Raw genomic sequence first — 15233 nt, 5'->3', positions numbered from 1 at the left:
AGAAACTTGGGCTGATACTCTGATTACAAGGCACGGTATTTATCTCTCAATCTTTGTCTCACCCACTCCGCAATAGAGTTTACTGCAAACGTAAATATGAATAACAACAGCGCTGCTAGGAATAGCAATCTAAAGTGGGAACTGCCGACTTCGGACTCTGGCAACTCTACTGCGATGGTCGCCGACAAAGTGCGCATCCCTTCAAGAATATTCCAATCCATAATTGGCGTATTCCCCGTTGCCATCAATACAATCATGGTTTCACCCACCGCTCTACCTAACCCCATCATGATGGCTGAAAATATCCCTGGACTTGCGGTCAGCAATACCACATAAATCAAGGTTTGCCATGGCGTAGCGCCGAGGGCTAACGAGCCATCAGATAGGTGTTTAGGTACTGAAAAAATAGCGTCTTCAGCAATAGTAAAAATGGTCGGGATAACCGCAAAGCCCATCGCAAAGCCAACAACGAGCGCGTTTCGCTGATCAAAGTCGATACCATATTGGCTAAGTAGCATTTTCAGATCTCCACCAAACAAGGTGGATTCAATCTGATTACCAAAAGCGAAAACCAGTAATACGGTCAGAATCAAAACTGGAATTAAGATCAAGGCATGCCACCCATTTGGGAACCGACCTGCTATATCTTGCGGTAAACAATACCAAGCAAACCCCACCAGCAAGGTTGAGAGAGGCAATAGCACCATTAATGAGACTACCGCTGTCAAATGCGTTTCAACAATCGGCGCGAACCAAAGCCCTGCAATAAAACCGATGATAACTGTAGGCAAAGCTTCCATCAGCTCAATCGAAGGTTTCACCACTCGTCGCATCCGAGGTGACATGAAATAAGCGGTGTAAATCGCGCCTAACACGGCAATAGGAACCGCAAACAGCATAGCGAAGAACGCAGCTTTTAACGTACCAAAGGTAATTGGTACCAAACTAAACTTGCCTTCAAAGTCGTCGTTAGCCGAGGTTGACTGCCAGACATATTGTGGTTCCGGATAACTCTCGTACCACACTTTTTGCCACAAAGATGAAAAAGAAATCTCTGGGTATTCGTTGTCGACTTTCGCCACACTAATGACGCCATCAGTCAAGGTAGCGAGGTGCAGCTCATTGGCGGACATCGCCGCTAACTGAGGTGATTTTGTGAATGCTCGCTCAAACATCGACAGCTTTTCGCTGGTCGTATAATGGCTCTGTAGCGTGCCATTCTCGTAAAAACTGTAAAAGCCCTTTCGATAAGTATCCGGCAATAGAAATTGCACTTCAGAGGCCAATTTAAAATCACGGATATGAGTCAAGCGACGTTGCTTATCGCTCAATACATCAAACCATTGCGATACACGCCCATCAATATGGCTGACTAGAATCGAATAAGCACCGGACAACAAATCGATATGTTTCACCGCATGTTTAGGGTCACCTAAACTCAAATCGATCACTTCTCGAACTTTAAATTGCTGCTCTTGTAACGTAAGAACCGTGAGTTCAGAACCGTTGCGTAGATACAACGTTCGTCCATTAGGAATCAACAACAACTGGCTCTGCTTAGCAAACTCGCGAGATAAAACCTGAACGGCTCGCTCCTGCAATTCCCCGTCTAGCGTAGAGCTGTACCATTTTACAACGATGCTGCCGCTTTCTAATTGCCCCACCACGGTTAATTGGTTATTAGAAACAGCAAAGGTAAATTGCTCAATGCGCTCACCTTCTTGAGCAAACACAATCGGGCTTTGGGATTTTTGTATGTATCCAAGTTTCGGTGTGGAAGTTTGCCCTTGAATAGACAACTGAGAAGTGAACTCAGGTTGGAATAACTGAACCTTACCTTGAGCATTCGCAAATGCGAACCAATTATCGGAAGGTGGGCTTTTCGCAAACGCGATCGGTGAGTCAATAACGGACGTAGAAAAATAAGGCGTCTTTGATGAATTATCTAACGCCCAAAAGTCTATCTTGCCAGATGAGTCCACCAGCAAAGCGTTAGTCCCATATTCATCAACCGCAAGAGAGATAGGCTGTTCTACCGTAACTGGCTGTACTAATTGATCGGTTTCCAAACCCGTATCAGAAAATACTGGCAGGATAACCATAGCTAGGTAGACAAAGATCAAGACTAACGCCGCTAATACACTGACGGCACCGCAAGTCACCGCAAAACGGACAAGACGATCTTTCAACCACCTTTTTTTGTCTCGTTCCTTCAATGAAAATTCGGCTGCGGCCATGTGTCTCTCTACCTTTTTTGAGCTACTGTCATAGTATGTCGTTTACATGACAATTATATTACAAATCACATTAAACAACTGAAACTAATAGTAACTTTTGCATATCGACTCACTTGAAATAATATCGTAACAAAAACACCATAGTCTGCTCACTTTTCATGATTTGAGAGCTACCTGACTCTTGTTACCTTTTAGGAACGCACTATGAACTCTGAAAAACTCTACATTGAGAAAGAACTTAGCTGGCTATCTTTTAATGAACGAGTCTTACAAGAGTCCGCAGACAAAACAGTACCTCTCATCGAAAGAATTCGTTTTTTAGGCATATTTTCCAATAACTTAGACGAGTTCTACAAAGTCAGATTTTCGGATGTAAAACGACGAATTCTCATCAACCAAGAGCGCGGTGGCAACGACAACTCCAAGCATTTATTAACCAAAATGCAGACCAAAGCGCTCAAGCTCAATCAACAATTTGACGAGCTATATAATGATCTGATTCTGGAAATGGCTCGTCGTCGCATCTTTTTAGTAAACGAGACTCAGCTTAATGACGCTCAGCAAAAATGGGTTAAGAAGTTCTTCAAGAAAGAAGTCCTCGCGCATATCACTCCCCTTTTGATCACCGATGACATTGATGTCTTACAATTTCTCAAAGACGAGTACGCCTACTTAACCGTCGAACTGAAACAAGAAACGAGTTCAGAATACGCATTGCTAGAGATCCCTACCGATCATTTACCTCGTTTTGTCACCTTGCCAGAACAAAAAGGTAAACAGCGTAAAACCATCATTTTGCTCGATAACATCATTCGCTATTGCTTAGATGAATTGTTCCACGGCTTCTTCGAGTACGACTCACTGAATTGCTACGCGATGAAAATGACCCGCGACGCAGAGTACGATTTAAGCCATGAGGTTGAGCACAGCCTGCTTGAACAAATGTCAGAAGGATTGGGGCAAAGGCTAACTGCTCTTCCCGTGCGCTTCGTTTATGAAAGAGAAATGCCGGCAGCGATGTTGGAGTTCCTATGCGCTAAGCTCGGTATCTCCAACTACGACAGTTTAATTCCAGGCGGTCGTTACCATAACTTTAAAGATTTCATCGCCTTTCCAAATATGGGAAGGGAGTACTTAGAAAACAAACCTTTAGCGCCAATGAGCTGCGCGGACTTTGATCCTTACAGTAACCATTTTGATGCCATTAAAGCACAAGACATTTTACTGCATTACCCATACCACACGTTTGATCACATCACCGAGCTGGTTAGGCAAGCTTCATTCGATCCAAAAGTATTGAGCATCAAGATCAACATCTATCGAGTGGCAAAAAACTCCAAACTGCTTAATTCGATCATTGATGCGGTACATAACGGTAAGAAAGTCACAGTAGTCGTCGAGCTACAAGCTCGCTTTGACGAAGAAGCAAATATTGAATGGGCTAAACTCCTCACCGAAGCTGGCGTGCATGTGGTGTTTGGTGTGCCCGGTTTAAAAATCCACTCCAAGTTGCTACTCATTAGCCGCCGAGAGCAGGATGAAATCACTTATTATGCTCATATCGGTACCGGGAATTTCCACGAAAAGAACGCCCGTATCTACACAGATTTCTCACTGCTCACCGCCAATCACAGTATCGCCAACGAAGTACGTAACGTATTTGGGTATATTGAAAACCCATACCGTCCCGTTAGTTTTGATGAGCTCATCGTTTCACCCCGCAATTCTCGTAAGAAGATAAACCAGTTAATTGATAACGAAATAAACAATGCCAAGGCGGGTAAGAAAGGAAAAATCACCCTAAAGGTTAATAATCTCGTCGATAAAAAGCTGATCAGTAAACTGTATGAAGCAAGCAGTTCTGGCGTAAAAATCCGGATGATCATTCGCGGTATGTGCTCTTTAGTTCCTGGAATTGAAGGCGTCAGCGACAATATTAAGATCATCAGTATTATCGACCGCTTCTTAGAACATCCTCGAGTAATGATTTTACATAATGATGGCGATCCGTTGGTCTACCTATCTTCGGCTGACTGGATGACAAGAAACTTAGATCACCGTATTGAAGTCGCGACTCCCATTCTAGATGAAAGGTTAAAACAACGCTTAATCGATATTATTGAGATTCATTTTACTGATACCGTAAAAGCACGCCTCATTGATAAAGAGATGAGTAACACCTATGTTCCTAGAGGGAACAAAAAGAAACGACGCTCTCAAATTGCTATCTATGAATACTTGAAACAAGTCGAAAAACAAACTCGTAAAGATCGGGAGAAAGCCATCAATCATGAACCAAGCCAACCAAAATAATCCACTTGATAGCGACAAAATTAGAAATGTTGCCGCTATCGACCTTGGTTCAAACAGCTTTCATATGGTGGTCGCCAAAGTGGTAGGTCAAGAGCTACAACTAGTTAGCCGTCATAAACAAAGAGTGCGACTAGCTCTAGGCCTAGACTCCCAAAAGAACATCAGTAATAGTGCCATTGAACGAGGCTTAGAATGTCTGGCGATGTTTGCAGAGCGGTTATCTGGGTTTGATATTCAAAATGTCCGGATCGCTGCTACACATACTTTACGCCAAGCCAACAACGCCCATATTTTCATTCAACGTGCTCAAGAAGTACTACCGTTCCCGATTGAAATTATTCCCGGTGAAGAAGAGGCTCGGCTCATTTACTTAGGGGTTGCCCACACACAGACAGAATCGCCATCTAAACTGGTTATCGATATTGGTGGCGGCAGTACCGAGCTAATTATTGGCCACGGCTTAGAAGCCAAACTCGTCAACAGTAAACAAATGGGCTGTGTTAGCTTCAGTGATAAGTATTTTGCTGACGGAACAATCACTAAGCACAACTTCATGCGTGCTATGATCGCTACTGAGCAACGATTAGAACCACTCGCAAGTAAGTACCGAAAACGCGGCTGGGACCTGGCACTAGGCTCCTCAGGAACAATAAAGGCCATCAAAGAAGTATTAGTCGCAGCGGGACACAGTGACGGGATCATCAACGCTAAACGCCTAGCAAAACTAATCGAGCAACTGTGTGAATTCTCTCATGTCGATAATATAAAGCTGGCAGGGTTAAACGAGGAAAGAAAACCGGTTTTCGCCGCTGGTGTCGCTATCTTAGGTGCCATCATCAACGACCTAAAAATTACCGAATTACACTATTCGGATGGTGCGTTACGTGAAGGGCTTTTGTATGAAATGGAAGAGCGCTTTGAGCGCTGCGATATTCGAATGCGTACCACAGAAAACCTAGCGAACAAGCACCTTGTGGATCTAGAACATGCCAGCCGAGTAAAAAAACAAGCGCACAAACTGCTAAAACAAACACACAAACAATTGGGGATCGGCAGACAAAGTGAACTTTTCGATTTGCTCAAGTGGGCAGCACTGTTACATGAAGTAGGCCTCAGTATTTCATTTCAAGCGTTTCATCGTCACTCTGCTTATCTTCTTCGCCACACCAATATGCCAGGCTTCAACCGTGAGCAACAGCTAGTGCTCTCGGCACTCACGCGGTTTCAACGAAAAGCGCTTAAGCTACATGAAATGCCACCGCTTTCATTGTTTAAGAATAGTCATATCATCGGTTTGATTAGAATACTCAGGTTATCGATATTGATTAATGGACAACGAAATGACACGCCAATGTTAGATTTAGAGATCAACCTGATCGACCACGATCACTGGCAACTAGACTGTAGCAACAAAGATTGGCTCGAAGAAAACAAGTTGCTCGCCGCGGATTTAGCTCACGAGCAAGAGCTATGGGACAACGCTGGGTGGCAATTAAGCCTTGCCTCATCATCAAAGTAGCTCAGAGGGTTATCACCTCATGCCTAAAGGCTACGCCTAGAAAATATCGCCTTTAGCTATAGACCAACTTTGGCCAGCTCTTGCTTAGCAAAGCTACTAGGGATCGACAGGTAGCCATCTTTCTCGACGAGCTCTTGTCCTTGCTCAGAGAAAATAAAGGTTAAGAACTCTTTCTCGACAGGTGATAACGGTTTGTTCGGATGCTTATTCACATACACATAAAGGAATCGTGATAACGGATACTTACCGCTTAAGATGTTCTCACGTGTGGCATGCACATAATCGGTCCCGCTTTGCGCAATCGGGATCAATTTAACACCAGCTACACGATAGCCAATACCAGAATAACCAATTCCACTTATAGAAGACGCCACCGATTGCACGACTGATGCCGAGCCTGGCTGTTCATTGACGCGATTTTTGAAGTCACCACCACACAATGCATTTTGCTTAAAGTAACCATACGTTCCAGACACAGAATTACGGCCAAATAGCTGAAAGTGTCGATCCGCCCATGGTTGGCCAATATCTAAACCAGCCCACGTGGTAATGTTTTCATTTGCACCACAACGTAGTGTTTCCGAAAAGATGGCATCGATTTGCTGGAAGTTAAGCCCTTGGATCGGATTGTCTCTATGGACAAATAACCCTATCGCATCAATCGCTACCCTTAGTGCCGTTGGTTTATAACCATGTTCGCGCTCAAATGCCTCGATTTCGCGTAGCCTCATAGGGCGACTCATTGGCCCAAATTGCGCAGTGCCCTCCGTTAAAGCGGGAGGCGCGGTTGCTGAGCCCGATGCCTGTACTTGAGCGTTAATATTTGGGTAATAAGACTTAAACTCTTCGACCCATAAAGTTGTCATGCCGGCCAGTGTATCTGAGCCAACCGATAGCAAGTTTCCCGAAACGCCCGGGGTCTTTTGATATTCGTCGAGCACCTCGGCTTGTATTGGCAGTGCCAACACACAAGTACTGATAAACACGCTCACCCAACGGCTAATCATACGGTCAACCGATTCGGTAAAGTGAAGGAAAAGGTACTACCAACGCCGACTTCACTGTGTATCTCTAAATGAGAGTCATGGTGAGTCAACGCATGTTTCACAATCGCCAACCCTAGACCACTGCCGCCAGTGTCTCGTGAACGCGCTTTGTCAACGCGATAAAACCTCTCTGTTAAACGGTGCAAGTGTTGGGGCTCAATACCGTCACCAGTATCTGAAACTTCCAAACATGCTCCCTGACTGGTTTGATACCAGCGCACATTAACAGCAGCCCCTGCCGGAGTGTACTTCACCGCGTTATAAACTAAGTTAGAAATGGCACTGCGTAGCTGATCTTCATCGGCGAGAACACGTAAGCTGTTATCAATATTGAAATTCAGTTTGTGCCCTTGATCACCACTTAAGCTCGCGGCTTCTTTCTCTAACACCTCTAGCATCGCCGGCACATTCACAACTTCTTCCAATTCGTGCATCGGTGCCGCTTCAATCTTTGACAAGGTCAAAAGTTGATTCACCAAGCTATTCATGCGATTGAGTTGCTCTGTCATCACACCATGCGCTTTCGGCCACATCGGACCCACCACCATGTCAGGGTCTTCGGTCATTTCCAAATACCCTTGCAATACAGTCATTGGGGTGCGTAATTCATGAGAAACATTAGCAAAGAAGTTACGTCGCATGCCTTCCAACTGCTTAAGCTGAGTCACATCACGTACTACCATCAAGTGTTCGCCTTCAGTGTAAGGCACAATACGTAATTCAAGCATGCGCTCAACGTTGAGCGGCGACGGCATTTCAAGCGGCTCAGAGAAGTCTTGTCGGTTAAGGTACTTGATAAAATCAGGAGTTCGAATCAAATTCGAGATAGGTTGACCGGAATCATCTGGCCAGCGAAAACCCAAAAGGTGTTGCGCTAATTTATTACACCACACGATATTGCCTTCACCACGGAACACAACTACGGCATCAGGCAACGATTCAGCACCATTTCGGAAACGTCGAATCAAGTTCGTCAGCTCTTTGCGCTTTTTACGTTGGCGCTGCTGTAAACGGTAGATCCCGTTAAATAACGATTCCCAATTCCCAGTTCCGCTAGGCGGTGTCAGACGTTTTTCATCCCACAACCATGCAGACAAACGCATCTGGTTATGTAAATGCCATACAAGCTGTAAAGCCGTGGCCACTAACAGCAACCACGGCATATAACCAAAAATCCATCCTACAAACACCCAAGGTGCGTAAAAAAAAGCCAGCTCCCAAGCCAGCTTTTTCCAGGTTAACCTTTCAACCATTCAATACTCCGTTGTCGCCTACAACTCTGCTCTCAATTAGGCTTTGGTTGAGAAACGGTAGCCAGCACCTCGCACGGTTTGGATCAACTTGTCATGTCCAGCTGATTCCAACGCTTTACGTAAACGTCTGATGTGAACGTCTACTGTGCGATCTTCTACATAAACATTGGTTCCCCACACGTTATTTAATAGCTGTTCACGGCTATAAACACGCTCTTGGTGAGTCATAAAGAAATGCAGCATTTTAAATTCTGTCGGCCCCATATCGACTGGACCTTCGCTTGCGGTTACTCGGTGTGATACAGGATCAAGTTTCAACCCTTGTACATCAATCACGTCTTCCAAGGCCGTTGGGGTTACGCGGCGGATAACCGCTTTCAAACGAGCGACTAATTCTTTTGGTGAAAAAGGCTTAGTGATGTAGTCGTCGGCACCCACTTCTAGGCCTCGAACTTTGTCTTCTTCTTCACCACGCGCCGTTAGCATAACCACAGGGATATTTCGCGTTAACTCTTCACGCTTCATATGCTTGATAAAGTTAATGCCGCTACCACCAGGCAACATCCAATCTAGTAATACTAGATCTGGGAAAGGTTCGCATAGCTTAGTAACTGCCGTATCATAATCTTCGGCTTCGACTGCTTGATACCCTTTTTGCTCAAGAACAAAACACAGCATCTCACGGATCGGCGCTTCATCTTCAACAACCAGAATCCTTCTCGACATAATTGAATAACCTTTGTATTTAATCAACGCATTGCATTATCTGCATTAATTATGACACTTTTGTGACCTTTGAAAACAAATTTTCATATAACTGTCTCAAACGTTTCACTTTTAGTTTTTGAATATCATCTAAGACAAACGCCATGAAATCTCCTATCATGAGCGTCTTCTAAAAAGGTAAGAGAAATATTATGTGGTTTAAAAATTGCCTAGTTTATCGTTTTAACCGCGATATCGAATTCAACGCAGATCAACTAGAGAAACAACTCGAAGAGTTCCGTTTTACGCCTTGTGGCAGCCAAGACAAGCAAAAGTTTGGTTGGGTGCACGCTATGGGTAAACATGGCGATATGATGACGCACGTTTCTGAGAACCGCATTCTTATCTGTGCAAAGAAAGAAGAGAAAATGCTACCAGCTTCAGTCATCAAAGAATCTTTGAATGCTAAGGTTGAAGCTCTTGAAGCTGAGTCTGGTACACCACTGAAGAAAAAAGAAAAAGACAGTTTGAAAGAAGACATCATCATCGATCTTCTTCCACGTGCATTTAGCCGTAGCAATTTCACATACGCGCTTATTATGCCAAAAGAAGGCTTTATTGTGGTTGATGCAAGCAGCTATAAGAAAGCAGAAGATGTACTGGCACTTCTACGTAAAACCATGGGCAGCCTACCTGTTGTTCCTGCGATTCCAGAGCAAGCGATTGAAACAACACTAACTGAGTGGGTTAAGTCGGGTGATACACCTCAAGGTATTACTATGCTGGATGAAGCAGAGCTAAAATCTATTCAAGAAGATGGTGGTATTGTTCGCGTTAAGAAGCAAGAACTAGAAGCCGATGAGGTCAAAAACCACATCGAAGCCAATAAAGTCGTCACTAAGCTTCTGATTAACTGGCAAGATCGCATCGAATTCATTCTTGGTGAAGATGGCAGTATCAAGCGCTTAAAATACAGCGATGACCTAAAAGATGAAAATGACGACATTCCTCGTGAAGATCAAGCCGCACGCTTTGATGCCGACTTTTCACTACTTTGCGGTGAGTTCAGCGCATTCTTGCCCAACCTATTCGAATCATTAGGCGGATTAACTCAGCCTAACGCTTAAAGTTCGATTTCAAAGCTCAGGTACGCCCGTACCTGAGTTGATTTTCTGATATTTCCCACTCTTTATTTGTCCCTTCACTCTCTTCTTAATATCATTGCTATCTTTAGGGCTATCAACCAGGCTCATTTTAGCGTAAAATTTGCGCCCCTTTGATATCACTTGGTGATATCAACCTGACTTGAGATCAGATTAGAGAAAGAAGCAATGACGACACAAACACCATTTGTACCAGAACTATTATCACCGGCAGGAAGCCTTAAAAACATGCGTTACGCATTTGCCTACGGCGCAGATGCAGTATATGCAGGCCAGCCGCGTTACAGCCTTCGCGTTCGTAACAATGAGTTCAACCACGAAAACCTACAAATTGGTATCAACGAAGCTCATGCTCAAGGCAAAAAGCTTTACGTTGTTTGTAATATTCAGCCGCACAACTCTAAGTTAAAGACTTTCATTCGTGATCTTAAGCCTGTAGTCGACATGGGCCCTGATGCTCTAATCATGTCTGACCCTGGTCTTATCATGATGGTTCGTGAAGCATTCCCTGAAATGCCTATTCACCTTTCAGTTCAAGCAAACGCTGTAAACTGGGCAACTGTAAAATTCTGGGCAACACAAGGCGTTGAACGTGTGATCCTATCTCGTGAGCTATCACTTGAAGAGATCGAAGAAATCCGCGAACACTGCCCTGAAACAGAGCTAGAAATCTTCGTTCACGGTGCACTTTGCATGGCGTACTCTGGTCGTTGTCTACTTTCTGGTTACATGAACAAGCGCGACCCTAACCAAGGCACTTGCACTAACGCTTGTCGTTGGGAATACAAAACTGAAGCGGCAAAAGAAGACGAGAACGGTCAGATCGTTGAAGCAAATCCAACAGGCGTTGAGATTCAAGAAGTAGAAGTTCAAGACGAACGTCCAGACAACACGCTAGGTCTAGGTAAACCAACAGACGAAGTAGTTCTTCTTTCAGAGTCACACAAGCCTGAAGAGAAAATGGCCGCGTTTGAAGATGAGCATGGCACTTACATCATGAACTCAAAAGACCTTCGCGCAATCCAGCACGTTGAGCGTCTAACGAAGATGGGCGTTCACTCTTTGAAAATCGAAGGTCGTACTAAGTCTTTCTACTACTGTGCTCGTACTGCACAAGTTTACCGTAAGGCGATCGATGACGCTGTCGCAGGTAAGCCATTTGATGAAAGCCTAATGGGTACATTAGAGAGCCTAGCACACCGTGGTTACACTGAAGGCTTCCTACGCCGTCACACTCACGACGCGTACCAAAACTACGAATACGGTTACTCTATCTCTGATACTCAACAATTTGTTGGGGAATTCACAGGTAAACGCCGCGGTGATCTAGCAGAAGTAGAAGTTAAGAACAAATTCTTAGTGGGCGACAGCTTAGAAATGATGACACCAAAAGGTAACGTTGTTTTTAAACTGGAAGTGATGGAAAACCGTAAGTCTGAAGCTGTAGAAGACGCAAAGGGTAACGGTCACTTTGTATTTATCCCTGTACCTGCAGACCTAGACCTAGAGTACGGCCTGCTAATGCGTAACTTGAGCGAAGGCCAAGATACACGTAACGCTTCAGGTAAATAATAATGGCTCTGCTAATTCAAGCTAGCTGCATTAATTGTGACATGTGTGACCCTGAGTGTCCAAATGGTGCAATTACTATGGGGGACGAAATCTACGAAATCGACCCAGCGCTATGTACTGAATGTAAAGGGCATTACGATAAGCCAACGTGCCAATCTGTATGTCCGATTAGTAAGTGTATCATTACCGATCCTAAACACGTTGAAACAGATGAAGAGCTTCTAGAGAAGTTCGTCATCATTCAAGGTTTAGCCTAAATAAAAAAGCGCCATTACGGCGCTTTTTTATTGTCTAGCATTACTGCACATTCCGCAGGCATGACGGGCGGTTCACCTCGTTTCTTTGGCGAAGTTGGTTTAGTGATCCAACTCATCAGCTCGTCACCACAGCCGCTTCCTTGGGGAGGCTGCACTTGCTCAATACAACTAGAGTTTCCTTCCGGACATTTCAATCTAACATGCATATGAGAATGATGCCCCCACCATGGGCGCACTTTTCTCAACCAACTTTTATCGGCCGTTTCGCTCTCACATAGCTTCTGTTTGATCAGGGGATGTAAAAAAACTCTAGTGACTTTCTCATCAAACGCTGCACGTTTCACTAAAGAAAAGTGTTTATCTTTCCATTGCGTATCATCAATCTCCGCTTTTTTAGAATTCAGCACTGATACAGATTTAGCCTGGGCTAGCTCATTAACGTCAAGAAAGCGATCACTAAGCCGGAGCCATATATCGATATCCAATCCTGTTTGATGGCTCGAGTGCCCGTAAGTAAAACGCCCACCTTGCGGTAAAGAGATATCCGCAATGAGAAGAACAGCTCCTAAGTCTTGCTCTGCGAAGTTTCCTAACCTTTGAATAAAACTTATCGTATCAGGATGTCCAAAATAGCGACCTTTTTCAGAACGAACAACCTGATATCCACTACCTTGTAAAGGTAGCGGATAGGCGCCCTGTAGACATCCATTAGCATAACTACCAATAGCGTTGGGGGCTGACTTGCTCGGTTCTCTAATATCCTCCCAACGGTTCTCATTCGAATTGCCTTTAAATGGAATCAAAGCGATGAATACCGTAAATAACCAGTGCCATTTAACTTTCATTAATTCTCCCTGTTTAATCGTTACATGTAACAGGTTCGATTGTTTACTTGGTAACGTAAATAATATTCAACGTATACCCCACCGCAAAAATGCGTCGCTCTTAAATTGTTCGTCGCAATCTTAAGTACAAACAGAATACAAACCATAATCATGCCGTTGAGTATAGTTAGATTCTATAAATAGGACTAACCGCATGAAAAACATATCTTTACTCACCCTGATATTTTTAATGGGCTGTGGATCTGAACAAGAAGAATTGACCCTGCAGCATTCTCCCCTCGCGAGTACTGATTTCGAATACGGAAATGCCGATCTCACACATTTCATAGAGGTGACCAAGGACTATGATTTTGTTGGTGTTGGAGAAGCTACTCACCAAGGTTCGAAAGCCTATAGTTATAAGTCGAGAATGGTTAGAGCATTATATGAGGAAGGAGACTTAGACTTTGTCGCATTTGAAGCTGGCCTCTATGACGGCTTAGCCGCGTGGCAAAACTTTCTTACAGGCAAGCAAGACCTAATGGATGCAGCGACAGGCCCTGATGCCAATTACATGTATGGCCACAGGTTTAGTCAAGAAGTCGCCCAGCTCTTTAACTACGTAAATAGCCAACCAATCACTGGAACGTCTTTAAAAATAATTGGCTATGATTCAAGAATCAACAGCGACCCTGGGTGCAGTATCATGTTTGATGAATTAGAAAGTTACTTAGTAGCCAATAATTTAGACACTTCTAACTACAGTACAATTAAATCAATAGCACCTATCATGATGTGCCCCTGGTACTCAAACAGAAAGTACACATCGAATGATCACAAAAAGCTGACTGCACAATTAAGCAATCTCATACAAGCTTTATCCAATCAAAAGACCTTAGAAGCCGTTCCAACATATGATCCAAAGAGACCGCGAGAATTTAGAGATTTCGCTTCATTCTGGTTACAAGTCGCGAAAAGTTTGTATGCCCATAGCCATTTCCAAATTCACAATTTGGAGCATTCATATACAGACTATCAATCTGCTGAGAATATTCGCTGGTTGAAAGAGGAATGGTTTGACTTACAAGGGCAAACATTCATTTGGGCACACAACATTCATGCAATACCAGTTCAAGGATCGGTAATAGAAGCCATCAATCAAAAGTACCCTGAAGAAACCACATACAGCATCATGCAACTGACTTACTCAGGGCATGTTGCAGCAAATACACCTAATAGTTCACGCTGGGAGATAGATAAAGAAGATTACTATTCAGAAAGAGGGACGCTAAACCAGAATCTATTCTTGTCTGGCTATCCTGATACATTCATTGACTTTAACTCTCAACCATCAGCTCAACGTAGTGAAATAGATAGCCCTCAGTACATCCGATACGCTTTTGGTGCTTTACCATTAATCTCTCCATCTTCTATCGCTGACGGAGTCCTTTTCATTCCATTCGAAGAGCCAGCGACTGCGAGATAAATGAAATCATCAAGTATTAATCGCATTCTCACTAGGTCATAAAATTTAATGCCCCTTCCTCACAAATAGTAACGACTCTAACATTCAATTAGAGCCAATCATCAATTCACGTGTCACTGATACGTTTGAATTCCAACATTTTGTTTAGTAAGCCATAACCAAATGGACTCCAATAGAGCTTCCATTCTCTATTGGGGCCTTAACATAAGTAAACAACTTAGAGATAAACTCGAGAATACATAGGAAGACTAATGAATTTCGATAAAACTCAGGCCAAGATACCAAATATGGCAAGTTCAAAAAAGTAAAATGGATTGAGCAGGCAGGAGGATGGAAACTAAGCGTTTTCATATCATCTATTAACACTTCAGAAATGAAAAGGCTCCGGCACTTCTGCTAAAGACTTGAATATAGCAAGGTTGAGTGGTTTAACCAGGCTGGCGATCAAGCTCCCAACATGGCTTCGCATAAGCTACAAATGCAAAAAAGCCTCAGTCTTTCGACTGAGGCTTCGTATATGGCAGGGGTGGAGAGATTCGAACTCCCAACACGCGGATTTGGAATCCGCTGCTCTGCCAATTGGAGCTACACCCCTATCTCAGTTTTTAAGAGCTGAAACTCTGAATAAGTGGCGGAGTGGACGGGACTCGAACCCGCGACCCCCGGCGTGACAGGCCGGTATTCTAACCAACTGAACTACCACTCCGCAGTGGACTACTTGTCATCATAGGCAAGTCGTTCATAATTTAAAGCCTGGCGATGTCCTACTCTCACATGGGGAAGCCCCACACTACCATCGGCGCTATTGTGTTTCACTTCTGAGTTCGGCATGGAATCAGGTGGGTCCACAACGCTATG

At 43.9% G+C, this 15233-nt stretch carries 11 protein-coding genes, 2 tRNA genes and 1 rRNA gene; 6 read left to right on the top strand and 8 right to left on the bottom strand.

Features of this window, described 5'->3' with window-relative positions; all coding sequences use genetic code 11:
- Positions 1–23 precede the first annotated feature (23 nt).
- Entirely contained in the window at positions 24–2237 is a 2214-nt protein-coding gene (locus tag ELZ11_RS19660) for an ABC transporter permease subunit (RefSeq protein ID WP_137359089.1), read from the bottom strand.
- A gap of 204 nt (positions 2238–2441) precedes the next feature.
- On the opposite strand from ELZ11_RS19660, the gene ppk1 reads away from it, so the two are divergent.
- Together ppk1 and ppx are read left to right on the top strand one after the other, a co-directional pair.
- Complete coding sequence (gene ppk1, locus ELZ11_RS19655; protein ID WP_137359088.1) at positions 2442–4550, top strand: polyphosphate kinase 1; 2109 nt, start codon at positions 2442–2444, stop codon at positions 4548–4550.
- Positions 4528–6069, top strand: a complete 1542-nt coding sequence (ppx, locus tag ELZ11_RS19650) for an exopolyphosphatase (protein WP_137359087.1) — start codon at positions 4528–4530, stop codon at positions 6067–6069. The genes ppk1 and ppx overlap by 23 nt, the downstream gene beginning before the upstream one ends.
- 56 nt (positions 6070–6125) lie before the next feature.
- Here the strand turns inward: ppx and ELZ11_RS19645 are convergent, their stop codons facing one another.
- Genes ELZ11_RS19645 through phoB form a run of 3 tightly spaced genes read right to left on the bottom strand, consistent with a single transcriptional unit; the run spans position 6126 to position 9094 of the window.
- Entirely contained in the window at positions 6126–7076 is a 951-nt protein-coding gene (locus ELZ11_RS19645) for a PstS family phosphate ABC transporter substrate-binding protein (RefSeq protein WP_137359086.1), read from the bottom strand.
- Positions 7073–8368, bottom strand: a complete 1296-nt coding sequence (phoR, locus tag ELZ11_RS19640; RefSeq protein WP_137359085.1) for a phosphate regulon sensor histidine kinase PhoR — start codon at positions 8366–8368, stop codon at positions 7073–7075. The genes ELZ11_RS19645 and phoR overlap by 4 nt, the downstream gene beginning before the upstream one ends.
- Positions 8369–8404: 36 nt before the next feature.
- Positions 8405–9094: a phosphate regulon transcriptional regulator PhoB gene (gene phoB, locus ELZ11_RS19635; protein WP_137359084.1), complete on the bottom strand. Its 690-nt coding sequence runs from the start codon at positions 9092–9094 to the stop codon at positions 8405–8407.
- Between the two features lie 191 nt (positions 9095–9285).
- Between phoB and rdgC the strand changes: the two genes are divergently transcribed.
- The 3 genes from rdgC to ELZ11_RS19620 all read left to right on the top strand — a co-directional run bounded on the left by rdgC (position 9286) and on the right by ELZ11_RS19620 (position 12065).
- Positions 9286–10200 (top strand): recombination-associated protein RdgC, encoded by a 915-nt coding sequence (gene rdgC / locus ELZ11_RS19630; RefSeq protein ID WP_137359083.1) that lies wholly within the window; start codon positions 9286–9288, stop codon positions 10198–10200.
- A 204-nt stretch (positions 10201–10404) separates the two neighbouring features.
- Entirely contained in the window at positions 10405–11808 is a 1404-nt protein-coding gene (trhP, locus tag ELZ11_RS19625) for a prephenate-dependent tRNA uridine(34) hydroxylase TrhP (protein ID WP_137359082.1), read from the top strand.
- A 2-nt stretch (positions 11809–11810) separates the two neighbouring features.
- Positions 11811–12065 (top strand): YfhL family 4Fe-4S dicluster ferredoxin, encoded by a 255-nt coding sequence (locus ELZ11_RS19620; protein ID WP_137359081.1) that lies wholly within the window; start codon positions 11811–11813, stop codon positions 12063–12065.
- Between the two features lie 14 nt (positions 12066–12079).
- On the opposite strand, the gene mepA is transcribed toward ELZ11_RS19620, so the two are convergent.
- A complete protein-coding gene (gene mepA, locus ELZ11_RS19615; RefSeq protein WP_137359080.1) occupies positions 12080–12910 on the bottom strand; it encodes a penicillin-insensitive murein endopeptidase in 831 nt (276 codons plus the stop codon).
- A 193-nt stretch (positions 12911–13103) separates the two neighbouring features.
- Between mepA and ELZ11_RS19610 the strand changes: the two genes are divergently transcribed.
- A complete protein-coding gene (locus ELZ11_RS19610; protein WP_137359079.1) occupies positions 13104–14375 on the top strand; it encodes an erythromycin esterase family protein in 1272 nt (423 codons plus the stop codon).
- A gap of 518 nt (positions 14376–14893) precedes the next feature.
- On the opposite strand, the gene ELZ11_RS19605 is transcribed toward ELZ11_RS19610, so the two are convergent.
- From ELZ11_RS19605 to rrf, 3 genes are all read right to left on the bottom strand, one after another.
- Positions 14894–14970, bottom strand: a tRNA-Trp gene (locus ELZ11_RS19605).
- 34 nt (positions 14971–15004) lie between these two features.
- A tRNA-Asp gene (locus tag ELZ11_RS19600) sits at positions 15005–15081 on the bottom strand.
- A 45-nt stretch (positions 15082–15126) separates the two neighbouring features.
- Positions 15127–15233, bottom strand: a 5S ribosomal RNA gene (gene rrf, locus ELZ11_RS19595); the annotation flags it as partial.

Source organism: Vibrio profundi (genome assembly GCF_005281835.1).
In the GTDB taxonomy this organism is placed as follows: Bacteria; Pseudomonadota; Gammaproteobacteria; order Enterobacterales; family Vibrionaceae; genus Vibrio; species Vibrio profundi.
This window is presented reverse-complemented; position numbering and strand designations above follow the sequence as displayed.

What these genes read in the sequence shown, in the direction of transcription:
- mepA (WP_137359080.1), bottom strand. Translation starts at nt 12,910, where the DNA reads ATGAAAGTTAAATGGCACTGGTTATTTACGGTATTCATCGCTTTGATT.
- ELZ11_RS19610 (WP_137359079.1), top strand. Translation starts at nt 13,104, where the DNA reads ATGAAAAACATATCTTTACTCACCCTGATATTTTTAATGGGCTGTGGA.
- ppk1 (WP_137359088.1), top strand. Translation starts at nt 2,442, where the DNA reads ATGAACTCTGAAAAACTCTACATTGAGAAAGAACTTAGCTGGCTATCT.
- trhP (WP_137359082.1), top strand. Translation starts at nt 10,405, where the DNA reads ATGACGACACAAACACCATTTGTACCAGAACTATTATCACCGGCAGGA.
- ELZ11_RS19660 (WP_137359089.1), bottom strand. Translation starts at nt 2,237, where the DNA reads ATGGCCGCAGCCGAATTTTCATTGAAGGAACGAGACAAAAAAAGGTGG.
- ppx (WP_137359087.1), top strand. Translation starts at nt 4,528, where the DNA reads ATGAACCAAGCCAACCAAAATAATCCACTTGATAGCGACAAAATTAGA.
- ELZ11_RS19620 (WP_137359081.1), top strand. Translation starts at nt 11,811, where the DNA reads ATGGCTCTGCTAATTCAAGCTAGCTGCATTAATTGTGACATGTGTGAC.
- rdgC (WP_137359083.1), top strand. Translation starts at nt 9,286, where the DNA reads ATGTGGTTTAAAAATTGCCTAGTTTATCGTTTTAACCGCGATATCGAA.
- phoR (WP_137359085.1), bottom strand. Translation starts at nt 8,368, where the DNA reads ATGGTTGAAAGGTTAACCTGGAAAAAGCTGGCTTGGGAGCTGGCTTTT.
- phoB (WP_137359084.1), bottom strand. Translation starts at nt 9,094, where the DNA reads ATGTCGAGAAGGATTCTGGTTGTTGAAGATGAAGCGCCGATCCGTGAG.
- ELZ11_RS19645 (WP_137359086.1), bottom strand. Translation starts at nt 7,076, where the DNA reads ATGATTAGCCGTTGGGTGAGCGTGTTTATCAGTACTTGTGTGTTGGCA.